Origin of the sequence: Psychrobacter sp. ANT_H3, assembly GCF_027919975.1 — a bacterium.
Classification (GTDB): Bacteria; Pseudomonadota; Gammaproteobacteria; order Pseudomonadales; family Moraxellaceae; genus Psychrobacter; species Psychrobacter maritimus.
In genome coordinates this window covers 36,374-62,418 of record NZ_JAQISM010000008.1, presented here as the reverse complement: position 1 = coordinate 62,418, position 26,045 = coordinate 36,374, and the positions used below count along the sequence as shown (strand labels likewise).

20 protein-coding genes are annotated in these 26,045 nt (G+C 44.8%); 12 read left to right on the top strand and 8 right to left on the bottom strand.

What is annotated here, in order from left to right; translation table 11 throughout:
* Positions 1 to 26: 26 nt before the first annotated feature.
* The 4 genes from PG901_RS06265 to dnaQ all read right to left on the bottom strand — a co-directional run bounded on the left by PG901_RS06265 (position 27) and on the right by dnaQ (position 5,684).
* Positions 27 to 878: an RnfABCDGE type electron transport complex subunit B gene (locus PG901_RS06265; RefSeq protein WP_271133910.1), complete on the bottom strand. Its 852-nt coding sequence runs from the start codon at positions 876 to 878 to the stop codon at positions 27 to 29.
* 123 nt (positions 879 to 1,001) lie between these two features.
* The gene (nudC, locus tag PG901_RS06260) at positions 1,002 to 2,087 is read right to left on the bottom strand and encodes an NAD(+) diphosphatase (protein WP_271133909.1); all 1,086 of its coding nucleotides are present in this window, start codon (positions 2,085 to 2,087) and stop codon (positions 1,002 to 1,004) included.
* A gap of 132 nt (positions 2,088 to 2,219) precedes the next feature.
* Complete coding sequence (locus PG901_RS06255; RefSeq protein WP_271133908.1) at positions 2,220 to 3,902, bottom strand: hypothetical protein; 1,683 nt, start codon at positions 3,900 to 3,902, stop codon at positions 2,220 to 2,222.
* A gap of 177 nt (positions 3,903 to 4,079) precedes the next feature.
* Complete coding sequence (gene dnaQ, locus PG901_RS06250; protein ID WP_271133907.1) at positions 4,080 to 5,684, bottom strand: DNA polymerase III subunit epsilon; 1,605 nt, start codon at positions 5,682 to 5,684, stop codon at positions 4,080 to 4,082.
* 307 nt (positions 5,685 to 5,991) lie between these two features.
* Here dnaQ and PG901_RS06245 point away from each other — a divergent pair, with 307 nt between their 5' ends.
* A complete protein-coding gene (locus tag PG901_RS06245; protein ID WP_442966855.1) occupies positions 5,992 to 6,552 on the top strand; it encodes a hypothetical protein in 561 nt (186 codons plus the stop codon).
* Positions 6,553 to 6,673: 121 nt separating this feature from the next.
* The gene (locus PG901_RS06240; RefSeq protein WP_271133906.1) at positions 6,674 to 6,979 is read left to right on the top strand and encodes a hypothetical protein; all 306 of its coding nucleotides are present in this window, start codon (positions 6,674 to 6,676) and stop codon (positions 6,977 to 6,979) included.
* A 108-nt stretch (positions 6,980 to 7,087) separates the two neighbouring features.
* On the opposite strand, the gene PG901_RS06235 is transcribed toward PG901_RS06240, so the two are convergent.
* Complete coding sequence (locus PG901_RS06235; RefSeq protein ID WP_201565337.1) at positions 7,088 to 7,498, bottom strand: YkvA family protein; 411 nt, start codon at positions 7,496 to 7,498, stop codon at positions 7,088 to 7,090.
* 283 nt (positions 7,499 to 7,781) lie between these two features.
* Here PG901_RS06235 and PG901_RS06230 point away from each other — a divergent pair, with 283 nt between their 5' ends.
* The gene (locus tag PG901_RS06230; protein WP_271133905.1) at positions 7,782 to 9,077 is read left to right on the top strand and encodes an LD-carboxypeptidase; all 1,296 of its coding nucleotides are present in this window, start codon (positions 7,782 to 7,784) and stop codon (positions 9,075 to 9,077) included.
* A 79-nt stretch (positions 9,078 to 9,156) separates the two neighbouring features.
* Here the strand turns inward: PG901_RS06230 and PG901_RS06225 are convergent, their stop codons facing one another.
* Positions 9,157 to 10,179, bottom strand: a complete 1,023-nt coding sequence (locus tag PG901_RS06225; protein ID WP_271133904.1) for a GlxA family transcriptional regulator — start codon at positions 10,177 to 10,179, stop codon at positions 9,157 to 9,159.
* 181 nt (positions 10,180 to 10,360) lie between these two features.
* On the opposite strand from PG901_RS06225, the gene PG901_RS06220 reads away from it, so the two are divergent.
* The 4 genes from PG901_RS06220 (at position 10,361) to PG901_RS06205 (ending at position 14,900) form a co-directional block, all read left to right on the top strand.
* Positions 10,361 to 12,166 (top strand): acyl-CoA dehydrogenase, encoded by a 1,806-nt coding sequence (locus tag PG901_RS06220; protein WP_271133903.1) that lies wholly within the window; start codon positions 10,361 to 10,363, stop codon positions 12,164 to 12,166.
* A 56-nt stretch (positions 12,167 to 12,222) separates the two neighbouring features.
* Positions 12,223 to 13,230, top strand: coding sequence for an NADP-dependent oxidoreductase (locus PG901_RS06215; protein WP_271133902.1), 1,008 nt, complete (start codon positions 12,223 to 12,225; stop codon positions 13,228 to 13,230).
* 3 nt (positions 13,231 to 13,233) lie between these two features.
* Positions 13,234 to 14,016: an SDR family NAD(P)-dependent oxidoreductase gene (locus PG901_RS06210; RefSeq protein WP_271133901.1), complete on the top strand. Its 783-nt coding sequence runs from the start codon at positions 13,234 to 13,236 to the stop codon at positions 14,014 to 14,016.
* A 119-nt stretch (positions 14,017 to 14,135) separates the two neighbouring features.
* Positions 14,136 to 14,900: an SDR family oxidoreductase gene (locus tag PG901_RS06205; protein WP_265089115.1), complete on the top strand. Its 765-nt coding sequence runs from the start codon at positions 14,136 to 14,138 to the stop codon at positions 14,898 to 14,900.
* A gap of 119 nt (positions 14,901 to 15,019) precedes the next feature.
* Here PG901_RS06205 and uvrA read toward each other — a convergent pair whose 3' ends face one another.
* On the bottom strand, positions 15,020 to 17,602 hold the full coding sequence (uvrA, locus tag PG901_RS06200; RefSeq protein WP_271133900.1) for an excinuclease ABC subunit UvrA: 2,583 nt from the start codon (positions 17,600 to 17,602) through the stop codon (positions 15,020 to 15,022).
* Positions 17,603 to 17,932: 330 nt separating this feature from the next.
* Between uvrA and arfB the strand changes: the two genes are divergently transcribed.
* Complete coding sequence (gene arfB, locus PG901_RS06195; protein ID WP_271133899.1) at positions 17,933 to 18,346, top strand: alternative ribosome rescue aminoacyl-tRNA hydrolase ArfB; 414 nt, start codon at positions 17,933 to 17,935, stop codon at positions 18,344 to 18,346.
* Positions 18,347 to 18,447: 101 nt separating this feature from the next.
* Here the strand turns inward: arfB and PG901_RS06190 are convergent, their stop codons facing one another.
* Positions 18,448 to 19,647, bottom strand: a complete 1,200-nt coding sequence (locus PG901_RS06190; RefSeq protein ID WP_271133898.1) for a sugar transporter — start codon at positions 19,645 to 19,647, stop codon at positions 18,448 to 18,450.
* Positions 19,648 to 20,064: 417 nt separating this feature from the next.
* Between PG901_RS06190 and PG901_RS06185 the strand changes: the two genes are divergently transcribed.
* From PG901_RS06185 to amaB, 4 genes are all read left to right on the top strand, one after another.
* Entirely contained in the window at positions 20,065 to 21,012 is a 948-nt protein-coding gene (locus PG901_RS06185) for a LysR substrate-binding domain-containing protein (RefSeq protein ID WP_271133897.1), read from the top strand.
* A gap of 274 nt (positions 21,013 to 21,286) precedes the next feature.
* Positions 21,287 to 22,558 carry a 2-aminoadipate transaminase gene (locus tag PG901_RS06180; protein WP_271133896.1) on the top strand — a complete coding sequence of 424 codons (1,272 nt, stop codon included), beginning with the start codon at positions 21,287 to 21,289 and terminating at the stop codon, positions 22,556 to 22,558.
* 239 nt (positions 22,559 to 22,797) lie between these two features.
* Positions 22,798 to 24,198, top strand: a complete 1,401-nt coding sequence (gene hglS, locus PG901_RS06175) for a 2-oxoadipate dioxygenase/decarboxylase HglS (protein WP_442966858.1) — start codon at positions 22,798 to 22,800, stop codon at positions 24,196 to 24,198.
* A gap of 170 nt (positions 24,199 to 24,368) precedes the next feature.
* Entirely contained in the window at positions 24,369 to 25,859 is a 1,491-nt protein-coding gene (amaB, locus tag PG901_RS06170; RefSeq protein WP_201565327.1) for an L-piperidine-6-carboxylate dehydrogenase, read from the top strand.
* The last annotated feature ends 186 nt before the right edge of the window (positions 25,860 to 26,045 follow it).

Genomic DNA, 26,045 nt, shown 5'->3' with positions numbered 1-26,045 from the left:
GGTTAGTCAGGAGTAGATATTGGCTATTAAAGTTGTGCAAGCTCAGCTTGTAACCCTTCAAGTTCCAGTTGTTTGCTCTCATTAGGCCGTACGCTAAGCTGCTTTTCTAACTTCTTAATTTTACTGCGTAGCTTTGCCGCTGCAATGGTATTTTTTGCTTGTGCTTCACTGATATTCAACGATTGACTGGCGGCATTATTCAGTTTTGCCTCCACCATGCTGACCACAGGTTTGCTATTGCTGCTATCCGCCAATTGCTCACTGACGCGTCTTAGATGGGTATGATAACGCTGGCGCAAATCCTCTTGTTCAAGCGTGCGCTCAGCTGTTGATAGGGTACGCTCAACGGTGACCAAGTCAATGCAATCAACCGGGCAGGGCGCGATACATAGCTCACAGCCTGTGCATAAATCCGTAAAAATAGTATGCATATGCTTTCCAGTACCGACGATGGCATCAACAGGGCAGGCAGGGATGCATTTGGTACAGCCGATACAATCATCTTCTCGAATCACCGCGCGCACTTCTACTGGACGCTGCGAGCTTACATCTATCGGCCATTTTGACGGCTCAGCGCTAAAAGGTTGTATATCGCTACTATCTTGATTGATAATTTGTGCAATCGCATCGGTCACAGGCTGACCACCGGGCACACATTTATTATAAGGCTCATTGTCGATAACAATCGCCACCGCATACGGCAAGCAGCCATCAGCATGGTCGCAAAGTCCGCATTGGGTTTGCGGCAAGCAGGCGTCAATGCGCGCAATCTTTGCTTGGGTGGCGGCCGGCAAGCTCTCTATGTTCAAACTATCGAACAAAATAGGTAGATTAGTGAGACGGATATGACTGCTGTTTTTATTCATGGTGCTTTGCATTTAATGTAAAACCTTTATATCAATGCTAGATGCTGATATTAAAATAAATAGGGTAATAGCGCTATTTATTAAGAACATCTATATTTATAAAAAGACATCTTGCCCTTATGAATTAAATATTAATTAAAGTGAGATGCCTTGTTCATGAGCAATTTGGGCAATCAGCGCATAAGCAATGCTGCCTTTTGACGGTATTTTTGGCAAATCTGACAGGTTAAAAAAATCAGCATGTGACAGCTCATCTTCTTGTATGACAATGTCACCGCCAGCATGAGAGGCTCGAAAACCAAGCATTAAATTAGACGGAAACGGCCAAGGTTGACTACTGACATAGCGAATATCTTTGAGGCTGATATTCACCTCTTCTGCCACTTCGCGTACCACCGCATGCTCTAAGCTTTCACCGACTTCTACAAAACCGGCAATCAAACCATATTGTAGCGCTTGCTGAGGCGTTTTTTGCTGCCCATAACGGTGATGGTGCGCCAATAATATTTGCACTTCACCCGTTTGCGGGTTCGGTCGGGTAATAGCGGTAATAACGCACGGCTGCACACGTGGATACTGGCGTAAGCGGCAAGCTTGGCAGACCATCGCACGCTCAGCGCTTGCGGCATGTACCACGGGAGCGGCGCAGCGACTACAAAACTGCGTATCTGCTTGCCAACGTAATAACTGTATGGCTTGGCTAAGCTGGTCAGATAACGCGAATGGCAGCTGCGTGATAAGCAGACGATAAGCAATAAAAGCGCAAGTATCGGTGTCTGGACTAATTTTCTCGTCGCTATTACTTGTTAAATCGTTATTCTTTAGAGCGTTGCTTTCTAAATCATGACCTTCTAAAATTCTCGGTAAATCAATATGATGGCCTATGGCGTAGTCATAAGTAATGGCAATGGCCGCTTGTGATGTAAAAGTATTGGCAGTATCGGTTTCAAAATCAGCCAAACTAGCGCTATCTGCACTATCAATGCTGAGCGTGCTGCTTTTTATATCATTAGGTAACCAATGAGTCGGCGCTAAGCTTTCAAGTAACATAACTCGCCCAACTTCATAAGCTGGCTGCATGTTATGGATGTCATGAATGTCATGAGTGTTTAACGCTGTATCATTAACCGAATCTGGCAACTGAACCTGTACAGGCCACCAGCCCTTGGGCGTTTGACGACATAAAACCGTCTCGTCACGAAGTATAAAGGCGTGGGTCATAGGATAAGTTTCCAAACAATCAAAGACAGACTCATATCCGCATCGATATGAGTCTGTTTAAAGTGGACAGTTAAATGATAACTCAGTAAGTAAATAAGCAAGCTACCTATCTACTACCGAATAAACGAGCAATTAGGCAGCAAGCAACTGGCTTAAACTCTGTTGCCCGATATCTAGCGCCTGTTTGCTTACAGGACGATTGTTCTCAAAGCCATCTAAATGATGGTCAACGGCCATGATGACATCGGCGATATAAGCCAAGGTGCCATCATCAATCCGTGCGCCACTATCAATACGCTGCTGCAAATAACTCGCTAATTGGCCGAGCATGCTAGCAGGGGTTGGCAATTGTAAAAACCGCACCGCACCTGACACTTGACGCAGCATTTCAGGAATGTTTTGAATATTAAGGATATCACGCTCAGGTTCAGCCAAATAGTCATTGATGGCTTGTTCGGCACTGGCAATAGCGGTACGGCTTTCTTGTATCAGCGTATCATAGGCGGTATTTAGCTGATGTAATGAGATATGTGGGTTGTTTAAAGGCAAATAAATAGCCCCTGGGGTGTGCATTTCTGCCATGGCGATAGTGGCATTTTCAGCGTGCATCAAGGCCAATAATAAATGGTCAAAATCTTCTGGCGTAGGCGCGCGCCATTTACTCACCGCCTCCGCTGCGGTACTCAAACTGTTTGCAGCATTTGCTAAGCCTAACAATCGGAACGCTGAACTGAGCTCAGTTAGCTGCTCAGTGATTTGCGAGGTTTGCATATCGGCAGGATTGATAGAATCACCGCGTGCGTAGCTATCGACATTCTCTTTGATATTATTTATTTGTGCTTGAATAATGGTGTTTAAAGTGTCCGTCAAAGCACGATTAGGGCCAAATAAGAAGCGCGCCATTTGCTCAAGTTGCGGTGTTTCTAACTGATTGGCAGCATATTGTTCACGCAAAATTTTGGCCTCTGCTGTATCACGCTGGCAAGCAAAGCTGACCAAGTCTGCAAAGCGTGTGTCCATTACGGGCAGATAGCTTTGGAACTGCTGCTCTAAGTAAATAAGCGTGTGTTTTTGGCTTAAGTTCAGCGGTAAAATGCTGGCAATATCAGCCACGGCGGCAGTTGCTGCTTGCCAAAACAAACGGTTAGAGTTTGCGGCTATCAAAGCGCAAGCTGCTGACATGGCATCGAGTTTTTTCTGCTCATCGTCGCTCACGTTACCGTCTTGATTTAACAACGCAACCCCAAGTCCACTACGATAAGCGTAAGTCAGTAATTCGCTATCAAGATTGAGCTCGTGCAGCGGTTGAAAATTGTTTTCAGGGTTGGCAATGATGACGCTGCTGCTACCAAAGGTGGAAAAATAATCGGCGGCGATTGGTGCTTCTTGCCCGTGAGCATTGAGCTTATTAATAATAGGCAGTAGTAAAGTCGGCTCTACTGACTCAGTCAATAAGACAAACTCAATATAACGATCAAGCGTCATAATGGCTTCTGATAAGTCCATAATCAACGCCGTATCGCTATTATCACCGCTATCATAAAGTTGCTGTAAACCATGGGCGATAGCGGTGTTGAGCGCCTCTGCACCCGCCAGAGCAATCAGCTCAAAAATGCAAGACAGCTGTTTTAACACAATAATAGAGTCTAATAATAAAGGCGCTTGACTATTATCATCATTAAATTCGCCCAAATGAATCTCAGTATCTTTTAATATGACTTTAATTTCATCGTGCAATAAATGTAGTGATGGCAGGTTAAAATCAGTCACACTCAAGGTTGGGGCGGTTAATTTCATTTGCGTAGAATGGTTCATAGTTGTTTTTTTCCATGACGTACTGATGAAAATAGCAATGGTTTATGATCAATTAAAAATAATATCAATAAGGTTTTAACGCTTATTGTCATAATAATCAAGACTAACTTACTTAACCGCCAGTATAAGAGGTTATTTTAATAAAAAAAGCGATTTTAATGATGGGGATTATGACGGCTACATCTTATCTTTAAGCGCAGGATAATCCTCTGCAAGCGCCGCATACCAGCTTTGATTGGCGCTCTCATTGCTACTGGACTCTAGTAATAAAGAGGCCAAATCAGCAAAGCTTGCATGGGCGGTATGTCCGCCATCAGCTTGGGTGTCGTCCTCAATAGCAAGGGTGACTTGTCCGCCGGTCATTGCCAAATAAACTTCAGCTAAAATCTCTGAGTCAAGTAATGCCCCGTGGAAAGTACGGTCTTGCTTACCGACATCTAAGCGGCGCACGAGGGCATCCAGAGTGTTTTTTTGCCCCGGATATTGCTGCTTGGCCATCACCAGCGAGTCGGTCACTTGGACGCGCTCCGCAAAGTCATGCATGCCAACTTTGGCGAACTCCATATTTAAGAAGTTCATATCAAAGGTGGCGTTATGAGCGATGATTTCGGCACCGTCCATAAAATCATACAGCGCCTGAGCCACTTGATCGAAAGTTGGTTTATCGGTTAAAAACGCCTCAGAGATACCATGAATGCGGATAACTTCTTCATCCATACCGCGCTGCGGGTTGATATAGACGTGGAGCTTTTCGCCGGTAAATTTACGCCCGACCATCTCTACAATACCGACTTCAATAATACGGTCACCCTTCATTGGGTCAAGACCTGTGGTCTCGGTATCCATAATAAGCTGGCGGTCAGATTCATGACGGTGGATAGGTTTGGGTAGCAGCGGTATAAAATACGGGTTGGCACGGCTGGTGTCACCATCAAATTTTGGCGTATCGGCTTCGCTACTGGTCTCTATATCAGCTGTTATATCAGTTGCTATATCTGCTATTTGGTTATTTATACTGGTGTCTGGCATCACGGTATCGCTTATTGTTTTGGTAGCATGGTGCTCATTGCTATTTTCTGCAGTTAAAGCATCTGTAGTTATCATCGTATCATGATGGTTTTGACTGTCTAATAACTCTGCATCAAGCTCATCATCCATCATATCAAACCCCAATGGATCAAATTTTAGCCAATCATCTCTAGCATTTTGGGTATTATCGGTCACTATTTGCTCTTTTTTTTTAGCAGTCTCTTGTGCGTCTATTTGTGATAAGTTTTCACTGTTAGAGGTCACGCCTAAATTTGCTAGCTCGTCCGCTTTTTCGTTGCCCGCGTGTCCGGCGTGACCTTTAACCCAATGCCAGTCGACATCACGCTGCTGGCAGAGCTCATCTAGGCGCTGCCAAAGGTCTTGGTTGGCGACGGGCTTTTTACTTGCCGTTTTCCAACCTCTTTTTTTCCAACCCTCAATCCACTCGGTAATGCCTTTTTTGACATAGCTTGAATCTGTCCAAATCTCAAGTTTGTGCTCATGCGGACTATGGATCAGTGCTTGTATCGCGCCCATCAGCTCCATGCGATTATTGGTCGTTTCTTTATCACCACCATATAAATCCTGCGTACAACCATCGCTAAATATCAGGTGCGCGCCCCAGCCGCCGGCACCCGGATTGCCTTTACAAGCACCGTCGGTATAAGCAACTGTCGTATTGGATTTCGCGGCCAACGGATTTATGGCGTTATTAATATTAAATGACTGCGCTGAAGTAGAAGTGTCTGACATAAAAGCGTATTGACCTAATAAATGGTAAACGTGGAGCAGGGCGGTTTCGGTAGTACTATTTTTACACCAGCTAGCACGATATATTTTAGGTTTGAGTATAGCAAATCTATCCCAGCTATGGGCAGCTGGCATGCACAAAATCGTAAAAGCACAGATGATAGTAGTGATGATAATAATAATGCGGTGGTTTTCTGTTAAAATGGCTGCGATTGTAGTGCGATGGCACGATTTGATTGTTTTCTTTTGATTATTTTTAACAGTCAGACGCTCAATATCAGCTTTTTATATGCAAATGCAGGATAACCCTATGATGTCCGTACGCCCAAACGTGTTTTATAAAAAATGGTCGCCCTTGATGGTCGCTATCACAGTCAGTAGCACGCTATTTTTGAGTGCTTGCAATGATAGCAATACGCCAGCTGATACTAAACAGATGCAGACGGCAGCGGATTTATCCATATTTGAAGGCTGCTACACTGTCAGTCATGACGAGCCTGCACAGATAAAAGTCAGCCAACAGGGCGGCGCGTGGGTGATGCAGATGAAAGAGCCGGCAAGCGCTAAGCGCGTTTGGGATGATGCTGAGCCGTTAGAGGTGATTGCAAATAGCGACATACCCACGTATTTCTCTATTGACCCTGACAATGTCGATGCGGTCATTGGGCGTCCAGACAGAGTGTTGGTACTGGCGCATGTGAAGCCTGTCTATGCCAATATCGATCCGCTACTTGATAGTGAGTATTTATCCTATATTTATCGCGGTGCCAATACCATTTATCGTGTCGAGTGTGACGAGGTTAATACGGATATTTTAGCCAATCCTCATTCAAATATTGTGATTGATAATGTGAATGAGAGCAGCCAGTAAAACTATAGAGAAGCCTTTATATAAATAGCTCATTATCGGGTATGATAGTAAGCGAACAAAGCTATTTATAAACCATTAAAGCTTTCTGTAATCAACAAATACGTCATTAGAGTCAGGCAATATGAATTTTTTTAGTTATGTGGTGTTAGGCGGATTTTCTTATGCGGCGGGTTGGGCAGTCAGAACCTATATTCTAGATAAACAGCCAAAACCTGAGCAGCCTTATAATCTTAAGCATCCAGCAATCTTAGCCTATCTTGGCGGATTTTTTATTGTTATGCTGATTATTTCATGGCTTATCGGTCGCTATTTGCTTGGACACGTTGCCGTTGACTTGCCATTTATTATTGTGAATAGCTTGGTTGCTACCTTTGTGTATTCATTTGGTCTGAATCCAGAAAAAGCCAATTATGAAGTGCCAGATTAATCTGTATAGATAAATTGCTAGCGGTTAATAAAAAGCCACGGCTGATAAATGGATTATCGGTCGTGGGTTTTTCTCATTTATCTTTTCAGTAGCATAGCTTATCAGCAGTTAATTCTTTTTCTTTAAGTTGGTAGCAGTTTTAACCGCTGTTTGGCTTTGCTTCCACGTCTGATATTTCTGCAAATCCTTTTCGATAAGTTTTAAGCAAAAGGTGAGTACCAGCGCATCGTCGATATGACCGATAAAAGGGATAAAGTCTGGGATAATATCAATCGGGTTGAGAGTGTAAAGCAGCCCAACGACGCCCGCTGAAATGGTCTTGTAGGGAATATCGCGATAATTGCCTTTGTAATAATCTTTAATCAAGCTCATAAATAGCATCAAATCCTTGGCAAAACGCTCAAGATGGCTGCTATCTTTTAGCTTTTCTTGCAGTTTTTCTTCCTCATGAATGAGGTACTCTAAATCGGCATCTAAGATGTCATCTTTTTCCTGCTTATCAGTCGCTTTGTCAGCCATTATTATTATCCTTATTTAAGCGCAATTGATGTCTTTATGTGATGTCTTCATACTACAACAAAGTCGTGGCATGCGCCAATATTGCGTATTATTGATAGGCTTAATTGGGTTAGTTTTTTAGTGTATAAGTAGCGAAAAAGTAAATATGGGCAAGAGTTAGGCAACTATTTTCATTTGTAAACCGTTTACAATACGCAGCTGTGATGTCTAAGCAAATAGATTGCAAAGATAAAAATGATTCAAAAGTAGATTAAAATAAAAAACGATAAGGTAGCAGCGAGCGATGGTTTCCAAGAGTGAGTTATTAAAAAATGCTAAAAGTAAAGATGCTCATACAGCGAATGACACGACGTCTGGATTAAATCGTCGCCAGTTTTTACGTCAAGTCGGTATCAGTGCCGGGGCAGGATTATTAGTAACCCAAAGCATGACTCAGGCGCTTGCTGCCAATGTTATTCAGCAAGATAAAAGTACGCAGCTTACCAAAGATGATCTGCCAACGGCATTAATGGATGATAGCCTGCCATCAGGACAAGCACAACAAGCAGCGCCCGAAATATTGCAACCGAATACCCGCTGTATTACGCCAAGTATTGAGACGCGGCTTTTTGCCAGCTCTAATGTCGGTGGTAGTGACGAGCGTAATGAATTGGCGTTAGAGCGTTTAGCCTGTGCAGGTTTTAAGGTGGATAATCCTGCGATTACCAAACGGCAGTATTTGCGCTTTGCGGGTACAGATTCGCAGCGCGCAAGTGATTTGCAAAATATAGCCACGGGTGCAATCAAAGCGCCTAAACTGCTACTTGGTGTACGCGGCGGCTATGGTGCTGTGCGTCTATTACCAATGGTTGATTGGTCGACGTTGGGGCGCATTATGAAGGAGCGCGGCACCATATTCGCAGGCTTTAGTGATGTGACGGCGATTCAGTGCGCGCTACTGGCAAAAGGAGGTATGAGTTCGCTCGCTGCGCCAATGCTCTATAGTGAGTTTGGTAAAAACAAACCCGACCAAGTCAGCTGCCGACAGTTTGCAGAAGCATTAACCAATCCCAATTTGGCTATCAATATACAAGATGCGTCGTTAACCAGTCCAAATTTACCAAGTATCTTGGCAACTTCTGAGCCAAAAACTTTAACGGGCACTATTTGGGGCGGCAATCTAAGTGTGGTGTCAGCGCTGGCAGGTAGTGACTATTTGCCTCGTATTGACGGCGGTATGGTATTTTTAGAAGATGTCGGCGAGCAAGCCTATCGTATTGAGCGCATGCTATATGATTTGTATTTAGCAGGGGTGTTTAAGAATCAGCAAGCGATTGTATTTGGCGCGTTATCGGGTAGCGGTGAGGACAGTTATGACAAGCGTTATGATGTCGCCACCGTAATTCGTCAATTGCATAAGCTGACAGGATTGCCGATTTATAGTGGTATGCGCTTTGGTCATATTGGACAAAAACACAGTTTTCCATTAGGTGCGACGTGTCAAATCAGCGCCAATAACTTCGGTGGCTATCAGTTAGCATTTAGTGGTTATCCAACGATTAAAGCAGATGCCATTCATATGGAAGGCTTGTGGCAATAAAATTTAGGTCTATAAAAATTTTTGCTGTGATAAAGTTGCTGCAGCAACGTATTACTTTCAAAAGACATCTACTATAGAGTTAAATCGCCAAGCGCGAAAATTTATCCTGATATTCTTTCGGCGTCAGTTCAGTAGCGCGTTTAAACAAGCGAGTAAATGATGAAATATCATCGTAGCCGACTTGCTCCGCTAGCGATTTTATCGTCACATCGCCCAACTCCAGTAAGCGCTTGGCCTGCTCAATTCTGACCGCTTGAATATACTCAATCGGGCGCATCGCAACACAAGATTGAAAGCGTCTATTTAACGTGCGTGGGGTGATATTCACCATGTCTGCTAACTGGCTCACCTGTATAGCTTGCCTAAAATTTTCCTCGATAAATTCTTGTACCTGTTTAACCAGCTGGTCAGCATGTGGTTTATGCAATGTCACATTGGTATAGCTGTTTTGATTGCCGCGTTTACTATCAATAATTTGAGTTTTCGCCACTTGGGTAGAAATCTCGCGTCCGCAATAACGCTCGATTAATAATAATCCCAAGTCATAAAAGGCGCTGCCTCCTGCTGCACAGAATATATTCCCAGATTGGTCTTTTGACTGGCTTTTTGACTGAGTGACAAATTGGTTTTCTTGTAAATCAACCAATGGAAAATCTGCCTTAAACTTACTGGCATAACCCCAATGGGTTGTCGCTACTTTGCCATCGAGCAAGCCTGCCTTTGCTAAAAAGAATGCACCACTACAATTGCTGGCGATATCCGCTTTGGTATTCGCCAGTCGCTGCAAATGCGGAATTAACTCACTATTTTGGCTCAGTACTTTATCGATGGAATCACCAATCGTTGGGATTAACAATAAATCGCATTCCGTCACCTGCCGAATATCGCAATGCGCTTGCATAATTAAGCGATTGCTACATCTGATATCCGCACCGCCCAGACTAGCAATCTGCACATTAAATCTAGGCTCTACTTCCTCATCCAAAAATCGTTGCCAGCTGACGCCTGTAAATGAAAACAGATCTAGCGCTCCTGTCAAAGCGCTGCCAAGTACGCCATCGAAGCCGACAATGATGACTTTAAAAGGTTTGAAGTAGGGCATGATTGTGTGATTTCCTTTAGAAACGCTTATTAAAAATAACGTTTTTCATCTAATTTTTCTAAGAATAAGTATTATTTATGTCTTATTTGACCATAATTATGTCATAAATGACAATACGTCAAGGCAATAAATTAGCTTAATATCAATGCATCACTAAATTTCATAAGTTAACGAGAATACTATGGCAGCAGATACCCTTATCAATGACTTTGAATTACCGTTTCAATTATATGATGTATTGGGCACTGAACATTTAACCGAGCATCCAAAATTTGCCGAACATAGCCGCGAAACCTTCGATGCGGTACTCGACACCGCCAATAAAATCGCGACCCAGCTATTTTTACCGCACAACCATGTAGCGGATAAAAACGAGCCGCAGTTTGACGGCAAAAAAGTCAGCATGATAGACGATGTCAAAGTCGCCTTTGATGCGTTTCGTGAGTCGGGCTTCATCGCTGGTCGTTATAGTTTTGACGATGGTGGCATGCAATTACCCGAAACGGTTATGACCGCAGTGGCAGGCTATTTTATGGCGGCTAACCCATCAACGACGGCTTATCCATTTTTGACCACGGCGGCGATTAATGTTATCTCACATTTCGCCAGTGATGAGATTAAAAATGCCTTTATGCCGCGCATGCTAACGGGTGGGTTTACGGGCACCATGGCATTAACGGAACCGCATGCTGGCTCATCGCTTGCCGATATCAAAACTACCGCCGTCAAACAAGACGACGGCAGCTATCGCGTCAAAGGCAGCAAAATTTATATCTCAGCGGGCGATCACGAATTGTCTGATAATATTGTGCATTTGGTCTTAGCCAAAGTGCCGGGCGGTCCTGGTGGTGTCAAAGGCATTTCTTTATTTGCCGTACCAAAATACCGTCTAAATGATGATTTATCGGTTGGCGAGCGCAATGACGTCCATTTAACGGGTCTTATTCATAAGCTTGGCTATCGAGGCGCGACTTCTACGGCGTTAAGTTTCGGTGATGTAGGCGAGTGCTATGGCTACCTTATCGGCGAAGAGCATTTCGGCTTGCGCTACATGTTTAAGATGATGAATGAAGCGCGCATAGCGGTTGGCTTTGGCGCAGCGATGATTGGCTATCGTGGTTATCAATACTCCCTCGATTATGCCAAAGACAGAACGCAGGGCAGAATTGCACCGAATAATAAACCTGAAGATGCAGCAACGGCGATTATTAATCATGGTGATGTCAAACGTATGCTACTTGCGCAAAAAGCCTACAGCGAGGGCGGCATATCACTCTGTTTATATGGCTCAAACCTGATTGACCGTATCAATACCTGTGAAGATGCAACACTAAAAGCTGAGCTATCAGAGTTATTGGATTTGCTGACACCAGTGTTAAAAGCATGGCCGTCTGAATACGGTCCAAAAGCCAATGATTTGGGTATTCAAGTATTGGGCGGCGCAGGCTATACACGTGAATATCAAGCCGAGCAGTTTTGGCGTGACAATCGTCTTAATCCGATTCATGAAGGCACAAATGGTGTGCAAGCGTTAGATTTGTCATTTCGTAAGTTATGGCAAAACAAGGGTCTTGGTATTCAAATTCTAAAACGTGAAATTACCCAAGACTTAGAGAGTATTACTACGCCAGAAACCGCAAAACTTGCCGGTAAATTGATGCCTTATATGGGTCATTTGCATGAAGTCTTGGTGCATCTAAGCAAAATCCTGCAAACGGAAAAAGCACTTACATTAACGGGTAACGCACAAGCACTAATGAATATTTTTGCCTCTATCGTGGTCAGCTGGATTTGGATTCGCCAAGCCAGTAAAGCTGAGCAATTGCTAAGCGAGACAACAGATATCGAAAAGCAGAATTTCTATCATGGCAAAATCCAAGCGGCAAAATACTTTATCGATTGGGAGTTGCCGTTAATCAATCGCGATATCGAGCTATTAAATAACGACAATGCGGTATGTACCGATATGCAAGCAGAGTGGTTTTAAGGGATTTTGAACCATGTTTGATATTAATAATAAATACAACTTTAAAGGAATAAATAATGACAACAATCAATAAGCAGTGGCGTTTAAAAGAAAGACCTATTGGCGCACCGAGTGCGGAGACTTGGGATTATACTGAATCAGAACTACCGACTATCACAGACGGTCAGTTACTGATAAAAATTGAATATATCTCGATGGATCCAGCGATGCGTGGTTGGTTAAACGATGCCAAATCTTATATACCGCCCGTACAGATTGGCGAGGTAATGCGTGCTGGTACCGTGGGTGAAGTGATTGAAAGTAAACATGAAAAGTTTGCGGTCGGTGATTATGTTGTAGGTCATAACGGCGTGCAATCGTATGCGGTCAGCGATGGCACAGGGCTACATAAAGTCGATCCAAAGCTTGCGCCATTGTCTTATTACTTAGGCGTGCTCGGTATGCCGGGTATGACCGGTTATTTTGGTCTGCTAAAAACAGGCGCGCCAAAAGCGGGCGAGACCGTCGTCGTGTCTGGTGCCGCTGGTGCGGTTGGTAGCTTGGTTGGACAAATTGCTAAAATCAAAGGCTGCCGCGTCGTCGGTATCGCAGGTGGTCCCGAGAAATGCAAATTCTTAGTCGATGAGCTGGGCTTTGATGCTGCGGTAGATTATAAAAATGAGAATGTCAAAAAGGGCTTAAAACAAGCGTGTCCAGATGGCGTCGATGTCTTCTTTGACAACGTAGGCGGCGATATCTTAAATGACGTCCTCACGCAAATTAATCTGCGCGCGCGTATCGTCATTTGCGGTGCGATTAGCCAATATAACAACACCACAGAAGTCAAAGGGCCATCAAATTATTTGTCATTATTGGTCAATCGTGCACGCATGGAAGGCATCGTCGTCTTTGATAATATCAAAGAATATCCGACGGCGATGAAAGACATTGCTGGCTGGATTCAAGCGGGCGATATTAAAGTGAAAGACCATATCGTTGAGGGTATTGAGACTTTCCCTGATACCTTGATGATGCTATTTAAAGGTGAAAATTTCGGTAAACTGGTACTTAAGGTAGAGGGATAAATCATGACACTGAATACAAATGGAATTGCATCAGACGTCACTGGTAAACGCATTTTAATCACCGGCGGTGCATCTGGGATTGGCGCTGCAAGTGCGCTACTGCTCGCCAGTCGTGGTGCGAAAGTTGTCATTGGTGATTTGGCGGAAGAGATGGGCGCTGCTGTTGCTCAGCAAGGGCAAGATGCTGGTAATAGCATTGTTTTTAAAAAGGTCGATGTGACTAACGGCGATGAAGTGCGGGCGCTATTTGCTTTTGCTATGCAAACGCTTGGCGGTCTTGATGTGGTGATAAATAATGCCGGTATCGACCATAAACCGGCACCGATGCATGAGCTAAGTGACGATGATTTTGATCGTAATATCGCAGTTAATCTAAAAGGCGTCTGGCATTGTATGCGCGCTGCTGTTACTTGTATGGCGCCCAATGGCGGCGGTCATGTGATTAATGTGGCCTCCATTGCTGGTTTGCGTTCAGCACCACTGCTGACGGCTTATAGCGCTGCCAAGCATGGAGTGATGGGGCTGACCAAGTCTGCTGCCCATGAATATGCCCGTGTCAATATCCGCTTTAATGCGGTATGTCCAAGCTTTATCGATACGCCAATGGTGCGTAATACCATGGCAAAAATGGACGAGCGCGCCCAGCAAGCCACCATCAAAGCCAGCCCAATGCGGCGTTTGGGTGAAGTTGATGAAGTATCTGGCGCGATTGCGTGGCTAGCGAGTGATGAAAGCAGCTTTATGAATGGTCATGCCTTTACCCTTGATGGTGGGATGTTGGCTTAGTTAACTTAATATATTTTATTAAAACGATTGATATGAAGTTTCTAATTTAAATTTCTAAGCTAAGCTCTCTCAGAGCTGGTAAAAATGTATAAATAATATATTCAAAAATATAAGGAATAATGATGAAAGATTTATTTGATTTAACGGGTAAGATTGCTTTAGTTACCGGTGCGAGCCGCGGTATTGGCGAATCTATCGCCCGCTTATTGGCGTCAAGAGGCGCGCATGTGATTGTCTCTAGCCGTAAGATTGATGCTTGCCAAGCGGTCGCTGATAGCATCATCGCTGATGGTCATAAAGCCAGTGCCTTTGCTTGTCATGTGGGCGATATGGATCAGATTGAGGCGATTTTTGAGCACATCAAAAATGAGTTTGGGCAAATTGATATCTTGGTCAATAACGCCGCGGCAAACCCTTACTACGGGCATATCTTAGATACGGATTTAGCGGCTTTTGATAAGACCGTTGAAGTCAACATTCGCGGTTATTTCTTTATGTCGACGGCTGCCGGCAAAATGATGCGCGAGCAGGGCGGCGGGGTGATTTTAAACACCGCCTCGGTCAACGGCTTGGTCGCGGGTGACAAGCAAGGCATCTATTCAATCACTAAAGCGGCTGTCATCAGTATGACTAAAGCCTTTGCTAAAGAATGTGGCCCACTAAATATTCGCGTTAATGCGTTATTACCGGGTCTGACCGATACCAAATTTGCCTCAGCATTGACTACCAATGATAAAGTCTTAAAAATGGCGTTACATGCCATTCCGTTAGGGCGTGTGGCTAACCCTGACGAGATGGCGGGCACGGTATTGTACCTAGTGTCTGACGCCTCAAGTTATACCACGGGTGCGACCGTGGTCGTCGATGGCGGTATGCTTGCTTAGTTAGCAATGTATTTTTAAAAAACCGATGTTTAAAAATAGAAAACCGCATGACTTTAATAGTGATGCGGTTTTTTTATACCGATGTTTTTATTAAGTTGTTTTTATATTCTATATCAATACTAAGTCAATAAAAAAGGCGCAGTGCGACTCTCTTTTGACTTAGCCACCTCTTTAGGCGTGCCCGCGGCGACAATAAGACCACCTTCATCGCCAGCACCCGGGCCCATATCGATAATCCAATCGCTGTTGCTAGCGACTTGCATATCGTGCTCAACCATAATCACCGTATTACCAGTTGCGACCAGCCCATTTAACTGTGCCATCAGCATCGCGACATCAGAAGGGTGTAAGCCAGTCGTTGGTTCATCGAGCACATACAGCGTATCGCCGCGCTGGGTACGCTGCAGTTCGGTAGCAAGCTTGATACGCTGTGCTTCGCCACCAGACAACTCGGTGGCTGGTTGCCCAAGTCTTAGGTAGCCAAGCCCAACTTTTAGCAAGGCATCTAAGGCGCGCATTATTGGGGCATCATCAATGAAAAACTCAGAAGCCGCTTCGACTGTCAAATCAAGTACTTCAGCGATGTTTTTACCTTGATAAGTAATTTCTAAGGTTTCGTCATTGTAGCGCTGACCATGGCACACTTGGCAAGGCGAGTAAACACTCGGCAGAAATAGCAGCTCAACACTAACAAAACCGACGCCTTCGCAATTTGGGCAACGGCCTTTTTTTACGTTAAATGAGAAACGTCCGGCATCATAGTGCCTTGCTTTTGCTTCTTTGGTGGCAGCAAATAATTTGCGCACATGGTCAAACAGTCCAGTATAAGTGGCCAGATTTGAGCGCGGTGTGCGCCCGATGGCTTTTTGGTCAACGGTGACTAAGCGCTTGATGTGCTCCATACCACTGACTATCTCACCGCCTATTGGCATTTCTTGTTCTTGCTCCAGTAAAGCCGCTTCATCGGTGGGTGCTTCAATCACGGTTTTTTGCCCTAGCGCATTGTAGACCAGTTCAACCAACGCTTGACTGACCAAACTCGATTTCCCCGAACCTGAAACACCCGTCACTGTTGTTAATACCCCTAAAGGAAATACCGCATCTAACCCTTGTAGATTATTACGCTCGATATTGGCAAGTTTTAGCCAATGATTAGGTTGTCTTGGCTGCTGGCTTGTTAATTGCTGGGCTTTTGATTTTTTATTTTTGGAATCCCCATTAAAAAGATATTGTCCAGTATAAGAATTACAGATATCTTGCAAGCCTGCGACAGGGCCGCTATAGATGATTTCACCGCCATGACTGCCCGCTTTTGGTCCGACATCGACGATCCAATCGGCGTGGCGAATGACGCTGACATCATGCTCGACAATGAATAATGAATTACCCGCGGCTACCAGTTCATCTAACGCACCTAATAGCGCCTGAGTATCGGCAGGATGCAGGCCAGCGGACGGTTCATCGAGCACATAAACCACGCCAAATAGTTTAGAGCGAATTTGGGTGCCAAGTCTTAGGCGCTGTAGCTCACCGGGCGATAAGGTAGGCGTGGTGCGTTCAAGTGATAAGTAACCTAGCCCAAGTCTGGTTAACGCTTGCACACGCGATAAAATATCGCTGGTAATACGCTTGGCAACAATGGCTTTTTCACGATCGGGCATATCATCGCTGAGTTTTTTATTGGCAGCGTCTTGAAGTTTTAGCGCCAGTTCCGTCAAGGTTAATTGTGACAACTCGCCAATATCAAGCCCTGCAAATTTAACCGACAGCGATTCTTGTTTTAACTTTTTGCCATGGCAGCTTGGGCATTCTGAAATTTGCATAAACTGCGCCACACGTTTTTTGGTACGTGGACTTTGAGTGGTGGCAAAAGAATGTAAGACGAAATTTTTTGCACTGGTAAAAGTGCCTTTATAATTGGGTTTTTCACCTTTTTTGATTGCTTCGCGTACTTGCTCGAGATTGTATTCTGGGTAAACTGGCACTTCTGGGGTTTCATCGGTAAATAAAATCCAATCGCGGGTTTCCTTGGGTAAGGTGTTCCAAGGTTTGTCGATATCGTAGCCCAGTGTGGTCAATATCCGGCTCAGATTCTGCCCTTGCCATGCTGGTGGCCAAGCAGCAATGGCGCGTTCTCGAATGGTTTTCGTCTTGTCAGGCACGAGCAAGTCTTCTGTGACCTCAAACACGCGACCAAGACCTGAGCAAGTAGGGCAAGCACCTTCTGGCGTATTTGGCGAAAAGGCATCGGCATACAACATGTCTTGCCCAACAGGGTATTCACCCGCTCGCGAGTACAGCATGCGCAAACCATTTGAAATCGTCGTCACGCTACCAACCGATGAACGTACCGACGGCGTACCGCGCTGCTGTTGCAGGGCGACGGCGGGCGGTAAGCCTTCTATCGAATCGACATCAGGCTCGCCAACTTGGTCAATCAAGCGCCGTGCATAAGGCGATACCGAATCAAGGTAGCGGCGTTGCGACTCAGCAAACAGAGTGCCAAATGCCAGTGACGATTTGCCTGAGCCTGATATACCGGTAAAAACGACCAACGCATTACGCGGTAAATCCACATCGACATTTTTGAGATTGTGCACCCGCGCGCCCCTGACTTGAATGCTTTGTGCAGCGGTAAGGTTGTGAGTTTTGAGAGAAATGTTAGATTTTTTATGATTAGATTTCTTATTATTGGTTGTCATACAACGCTTATTCCTTTGACTAAAATCGGCTTGTTAACGCTTTGATTCAACAATACCCTATCTGTTTAATACTGTGTTCTTTTAATATCGTATCTGCTTAAAGTCATCCTACCACCCTAAAATCAAAACCCTGCGCAGGCTTACGCTTTATAGACAGAGGATAGACACAGCAACGTCAAACGATAACATTTATAAGGTTTACCCGATAAATTGCAGATTATAGAGGTTAAGAAATACGGCGTTTTGGCCGCTATTAAGCGGGCAAGTGGCGCGTTAATTGAGAATGCTTTATCATTAACCTTATCTATCAATCATTTATAAAAGCATTTTATGATTTTTATCAGCAATACCATTAGCCTGAATGACAGCGAAGTAGAGATTAGCGCCATACGTGCGCAAGGGGCAGGCGGGCAAAACGTCAATAAAGTGTCGTCTGCGATTCATTTGCGTTTTGATATTCATGCTTCAAGCTTAAGCGATGTCATTAAACAGCGTTTATTGGACAGCAAAGACAGCCGAATTACTAAAGAAGGTGTGCTTATTATTAAAGCGCAGCAGTTTCGTACCCAAGAACGTAATCGAATTGATGCGCTTGAGCGGCTGCAAAGCTTTATTATTCAAGCCACTCATGTCAATAAAACCCGTAAAGCGACCAAACCTAGCAGAAATGCCAAACGTAAACGCGTCGATCAAAAAATCCAGCGCGGTAAGACCAAAGCGTTACGCGGTAAGGTGGATTTTTAAATAAACGGCTTACTCGGTTTTTTAATAAGCCAAACAGCAAAATGCCAGCCCATTTAAATAGCTGGCATTGTGTATAGGCTTATTTACTATCAAATTTTTAGCTAACCAAGTCTTCTACTTAATTCAGGAAAGCGCTTTATCATAAATAACATCAGTAGCAGTGACACACTGGCGATAGCCGCGCCAACATAGCCGACGCTTGATATTGAAATATGCGTTACTGCATAACCACCAAACAGCGCACCGGCGCCAATTCCTAAGTTAATAATCCCTGAGAACATCGACATCAGCATATCTTGCGCCGTGACATCAACCATGATGACTTTGGCTTGCATGGAGATAATCAGCAGCATCAGCGCCGCGCCCCACAGTAACGCAATGAAACTCAGCGCCCAGATAGAAGTCACGGCAAATAAGAGCACCAGCATAGATATCAGCATTAATATGATCGATATCAGCATCAATCTGGTATTAAAACGATCACCCCAGCGACTGAATATCACACTGCCGGCAATCCCTGCCACCCCAAATAATAGCAAGACAAGCGTCGCGGCGTTTTCACTGATAGCGCCAACCTGCCGCATAAAGGGTTCGATATAAGAATAAGCGGTATAGTGAGCGGTAAAGACCAGTAAAATAAGCAGATACAAACAGACCAATAAGGGATTTTTGAGCAATTCTGGAATTTTTCTAAACGAGCCTTCAAACATACTTGGTAGCGTTGGTAATAGTCTTGCTTGCAAGATAAAGACGATAAAAGCAATCACGCCAATACCGCCAAAGGTTGCCCGCCAGCCAAACCATTGACCGACCAAGCGCCCTAATGGCACGCCAAGCACCATCGCCAATGAAGTACCAGTTGCAAGTACACTAAGTGCCAGTGCTTTTTTGCCTTCTGGTGCTACGCGTATCGCAATCGCTGCGGTGATTGACCAAAATATCGCGTGTGAAAGTGCAATACCAACACGACTAATCAGCAATACATCAAAACTCCATGCGAATACGGACAATACGTGGCTGGCAATAAAAACCACAAACAAGCCCAAAAGTAAGCTTTTACGCTCAAATCGGCTGGTAAGTAGCATCAATGGCAATGACATAGCCGCGACAATCCACGCATAGAGCGTCAACATCCAGCCGGTCTCAGCCGTAGTGATGGAAAAATCTTGGGCAATGTCACTTAATAGGGCAACGGGAACAAATTCGGTAGTATTCATAATAAAGGCGCTGACGCCCATTAAGAATACTTGGAAATACTGAGTTCGGCGAGCATTTGCGCTCACCTCAAGGTTATGTTTCATATGATCCAATACAAATAAAGAAGGCGCTAATAGTGCAAATTAGCTGAAAAATAATTCATGAGTTTAAGAATAACAGCGGCATAGGTCGTAATGATGAAAAAGAGGAGGGCAAGATAGCAAATCAGTTGCGGTATGTCAGAGCCTATCATCAGACCCTACTATTTTATCAGCAATCGACCGTGTTTTTTGTAGGAGAGTCTTTAAAATTGGCGACCGAATAATTGGTTGAATGGTTAAGTAAATCCGATGATGGCATCAGTGTCAGTTACATAGTGTTTATAGTGAGGTATCGCTATTTACGCTTGAATATAGGTATGATGAGGCCATAGGCATAGGCATAGGCATAGGAATGCCTGATAACGTGATTTTAAATAATCATTGATATTTTACTAAGATGGAATAAAAGAAAAGCAATCTATGAAAACCGACACCAATAAACCATTAGCCTTTAGACGATATCCATCGACGACGGCGCTGCAATGTTTTGAGACCGCTGCTCGTCATTTGAGTTTTACCAATGCCGCGCAAGAGATGCACATGACCCAAAGCGCCATCAGTAAGCAAGTGGCGCAGTTAGAGGAGATGCTAAACCTGTCTTTGTTTTATCGGACGCCGCACCGGATTTCACTGACTCCTGCTGGCAAGTCATATTATCTTGAAGTGTTAGAGATTTTAAAACATATCGAGGTGGCGACCACCAATTTGATGTCGCATAGCAGTAATACCGAGCTGCTAAAAATCGTCTCGCATCCGACATTTTGTGCCCGTTGGTTGATTCCAGCACTCAGTGGCTTTAGTCAAGAATATCCCCTTATTAACTTGGATATTAAAGAGCTGGCGGGGCCGTTTTTTTCTGAAGACCAAAATGTCGATATTGCTTTTTTATATGGTGATGGCATGTGGAGCAATATGGAGTCTATAAAACTGTTCGATGAATACTGCGTTGCAGTCTGTCAGCCGCAGTATTTGCGAGATAAAACACTAAGTGCCGAGTGTTTAAATGACTATGTGTTATTACAAATAAGCTCGCGCTTAAGTGCGTGGTATGAGTATTTTAAGCAACAAGATATCAGCGTCGATGGCACCTTTGTGGGTCCACGTTTTGAGACTTTCCATGCTTGCATTTCTGCCGCCTTACTGGGCTATGGTATAGCCTTGGTGCCGTTACGCTTGGTTGAGCCTGAGCTACAATCAGGCGCTTTAGTGATGGCGTGGGATTATGCGGCAAAGGGTCGCGGCAGCTATTATGTGACTTATCCTGTCTCTTCAGGGCAATCGCATAAGGTCAAAGCGGTTTTAGAATGGATTACGGCTTATTTAGCAATCTCAGATGAGCGTGAAAAGGCGTTAGGGTTGGTTTTATAATGTCGCTTTCTTATGTTTCTTTATAACTTAAAGTATTTCTTTATAGCACTGGTCTTGTTATTTTTATCCTACAAAGTTGTTTGCTGTGAGAATTTAACAAGCTAAACAAAAAAACTGCCTTGATACGCAGTTTTTTTGTTTTTAAAGGATTCGTTTAGGGAGCTAATTTACTGGTAATGACAAAAAGGAATGCCACCACAACTATTATTCGTTTGCTGCCGGAATGATGTTTTGTTGAAATGAGTCTAACTCAAGGAAGAGATAGAGATTCATCATGGACAAGCTTTATAACGTGACCGATGCCTTTACGATGGTGCATCCGCTCACGCTCGTCAAAGGAAAAAATGCCAGAGTTTGGGACAACAATGACCGCAGCTATATAGATTTTGTCGGTGGTATTGGTGTTTTAAACTTTGGTCATTGCCACCCTCACATCGTTGACGCCATCATCCAGCAAGCCCAGTCGTTGATTCACTATGCCTACAATGCGGCAGCGCATCAGCCGTATGAAAGCTTTATGCCGCGATTATGTGAGCTTGTGCCTATTAGCGGCGAGCTGGCGGGAATGCTCACCAACTGCGGCGCAGAAGCAACCGAAAACGCTATAAAGATAGCACGCATGAAAACGGGTCGCACAGGCGTTATTGCATTTGATGGTGGCTTTCATGGGCGCACACTGGCTGCCGTCAATCTCAATGGTAAGGTCGCGCCTTATAAGCGCGGGCTTGGTGCATTAGCCAGCGGCGTTTATCACATTCCTTTCCCCAGTCCCGATAACAATATCAGCGACGAGCAAGCGATTGATGCGCTCCAGCGTTTATTTATGGTAGAAACCGATATCGACAATATCGGTGCCATCATCGTCGAACCTGTACAAGGGGAAGGCGGCTTTCAGTTGTTATCGCCCACCTTTGCGCAATATCTACGTAAGTTTTGTGATGAGCACGGCATGTTACTCATCATGGACGAAATTCAATCCGGCTATGGTCGTACGGGTACGCCGTTTGCTTTTACCCATTTAGGGATTGAGCCTGACCTTATTTTACTTGGCAAAAGTATCGCAGGCGGCTTGCCATTAGGCGCAGTCATAGGAAAGGCTAGTGTGGTCAACGGTCTACCCAAAGGCAGCTTGGGTGGTACCTATTCCGGCAATCCAGTCGCCTGCGCTGCTGCCAATGCTACGCTCGATATCATGCAAGCCGATGACGTTTGGCAGTCAGCCAAGCATTATGCCCAGACGATTGAGACGACCATCAGCCAATGGCAACAAGAAGGTATCTCGCCTTGGTTATTTGGTCTTACCGGTATCGGTGCGATGCGCGGTATCGAGCTGCGCCATCCTGAGCATGATGTCCATCCAAGTGTGATGGCGCAAGTATTAACCAAAGCCCGCGAGCGTGGTCTATTGCTGATGCCAAGTGGGCAACATCGCCATATCATTCGCTTATTACCGCCACTCACCATAGAGCCTGACACCCTAAAAGAAGGGTTGGATATTCTAAAAGAGGTGCTCATCGCGCTTCCTGATGGATTGCCTGGCGCTTAATGTTTAGGAGTGCTTAGGAGTGCTTAGGAGTGCTTAGGAGTGCTTAGGAATGTTTAGGAATGTTTAGGCGTGCTTAGGATTGATAGTGCATCGTCATAACCAAATGCTCGAAATCAAATACTTATTATTAAGCTAAAAATTTATTAACTCTATTACAAGGATGTTTATTTGTGAAAAATAGTAGTGTCAGTCCAGATAAGGATTTTATCTGCAGCGATGATATCCGCCATCATTTTTCTATGGCCATGTCAGCTATGTATCAGAACGAGGTGCCGCTATACGGCGACTTGGTTGATTTGGTCAGTGATGTCAATACCGAAGTATTAACCTCACATCCCGATATTAAATCACAACTGCTACATACGGGTGAGATTGAACGTCTAAGTATGGAGCGCCACGGGGCGATTCGACTGGGTACCGCAGTAGAGCTGAGCATGATGCGCCGTCTCTTTGCCGTAATGGGTATGCACCCTGTCGGCTACTACGATTTAGCGCCTGCTGGCGTGCCCGTGCATTCAACAGCTTTTCGCGCACTTGACTCGCATTCTTTGCATAAAAGCCCCTTTCGCGTTTTTACCTCGTTATTGCGTTTAGATCTGATTGCCGATGAAACCTTAAGACAAGAAGCCACGGCCACACTGGCGCAGCGTCAGATATTCACTACTGGCGTCATTGAGCTTATTGAGCTTTTTGAGGTGCAAGGTGGCTTGACTACTGAGCAAGCAGAGCAATTTGTCCAAGAAGCGCTAGAGACATTTCGTTGGCATGATAAAACGCCGGTGGCAAAAGCGCTCTATCAGCGTCTATTAAATCAGCATCCGCTGGTCGCTGATGTGGTTGGCTTTAAGGGTCCACATATCAATCATTTAACGCCTCGAACCTTGGATATTGATGCCGTACAACAAGGCATGCAAGCAAGAGGCATACCCTCAAAAGCCATTATCGAAGGGCCACCGCGTAGAGCGTGTCCTATCTTATTAAGGCAAACCAGTTTTAAGGCGCTACAAGAAGCGGTTGGCTTTAAAGTTGCTAATCACTCAGACGCTAGCCATGAAGAGTACGAGCAAGGGCATCATACCGCGCGCTTTGGAGAGATTGAGCAACGCGGTGTGGCATTAACGCAAAAGGGCCGCGCGCTTTATGATGAATTATTGGCCGAAGCTCGCCGCCAGCTTGGTGCTACCCCAAATGAGGACAATGCGGCTCAGTATAATCAAATTTTAACCAAGGTATTTACCGCTTTTCCTGATAATTATCAAACTCTACACGATGAGGGGCTGGCGTATTTTTATTACCAGTTGACGGACAGCACTCTTGATTCTGAAGACGGTCAAGCGTTGTTGGCCGGAAGCTTAAGCACTGATGATTTGAATAAACTGCCTAATGCTAAGCTGAGCGCTCTGATTAATGATGAGGTGCTTCGCATTGAACCCATCGTTTATGAGGACTTTTTGCCTGTCAGTGCCGCCGGTATCTTCCAATCAAATCTGCAAGAGGCGCAGCCAAGCCAATATGACGGTTACTCAAGCCAACAAGAGTTTGAACGTGATTTGGGGGCAGTCATTTACGATGAGATGGCATTGTATGAAGCGATGCAGGCGCAAAGCCTTGAGCAGTGCCTGTCCACCGTCAGTATTTAGTAAAATTTAGGCTGGAAATGTCTAGCTTATAGCCGACTTATTAGCACGTCATTCCAAAAAGGAATGACTGCAAGAAATTTATTATTTTGCAACTTAGTAGGTAGCAGGGTAATTTTATAAGTCAGTCAAGGACGTAGTAAACCATTATACCAATATGCAAGGGATTGATTATGATTAAGCAATATATGTCTGCAATGGGCGTAGAAGAAGCACACTATCAAAATGGCGACTTTGAAGTCACCACCCCAATTGATGGCTCAGTCATCGGTAAAGTCACGTTAGATACAGTCGCCGACGTCGATACTAAAATCCAAAATGCCAAACAAGCCTTTCAAGAATGGCGTGTCGTTCCTGCCCCTAAACGTGGTGAGCTGATTCGTCTGTTGGGTGAAGTCCTGCGTGAGCACAAAGAAGATTTAGGTATCTTAGTATCGTTAGAGGCCGGAAAAATCAAAGAAGAAGGCCTTGGCGAAGTACAAGAAATGATTGATATTTGTGACTTTGCCGTGGGCGTATCGCGTCAGCTTTATGGTCTAACCATCGCCTCAGAACGCCCAGGTCACCACATGCGTGAGACATGGCATCCACTTGGTGTCATCGGCGTCATCTCTGCCTTTAACTTCCCCGTTGCCGTTTGGTCTTGGAACACGGCATTGGCCATCGTTTGTGGCAACCCTGTCATCTGGAAACCTTCAGAAAAAACCCCACTTGTCGCCTTAGCTTGCCAAGCGTTATTTGAAAAGGCCTTGGCAAAATTTGGTGAAGCACCAGCACATTTATCGCAAATCATATTGGGTAAAACCGATATCGGTAATGCGCTGGTTGAAAACAAAGACATCGCTTTAGTCAGTGCCACCGGCAGTACGCGTATGGGCCGAGAAGTGGGGCCAAAAGTCGCTGAGCGTTTTGGTAAATGCTTGCTAGAGCTTGGCGGTAATAACGCCATGATTTTGGCACCCACTGCTGATTTAGATTTGGCACTACGTGGCATTCTATTCTCAGCAGTAGGAACGGCAGGTCAGCGCTGCACCACCTTACGCCGTCTGTTCGTTCATGAGTCGGTCAAAGACGATATCTTACCGCGCGTTAAGTCTGCATACGAGACGGTGAGCATAGGCCATCCGCTTGAAGGCAATTTGGTCGGTCCACTGATTGATGAAGACAGCTTTAATAACATGCAAGCGGCGTTAGAAAAGGCTCGCAATACTGGCGGTAAAGTCACGGGCGGCGAACGTGTACTAATGGATAAATTCCCCGATGCTTATTATGTGACCCCTGCGATTGTTGAGCTTGATGAGCAAAATGACGTGGCACGTAGTGAGACGTTTGCGCCTATTTTATACGTCATGCCTTATAAAGAATTTGACGATGCGCTAGCGATGCAAAACGATGTGCCACAAGGGCTGTCATCTTGTATCTTTACCAATGACTTACGTGAAGCTGAAACTTTCCTCAGCGACCGCGGTAGTGATTGCGGTATCGCTAACGTCAACATCGGCACCAGTGGCGCTGAGATTGGTGGTGCATTCGGCGGCGAAAAAGAAACCGGCGGTGGTCGTGAATCAGGTTCAGACGCATGGAAAGCTTATATGCGTCGTCAGACCAATACGGTCAACTACTCAACTGAGCTGCCACTGGCACAAGGCATCAACTTTGGCTAATAACAATGTGACGTGACGTGACGTGACGTGATGCTTGTTAAGTAGGCTCAGCGCCTATTTAGCAAGCCAGTTATTAGCTATTTTGGTCGCCAATTATTAAGTATTTATTGTTTTAGTATGAAAGCCTGCGGAAGTGATGAATAACGATTCATGATTTCAAAGACAGGCTTTTTACTCCCTTTGCCG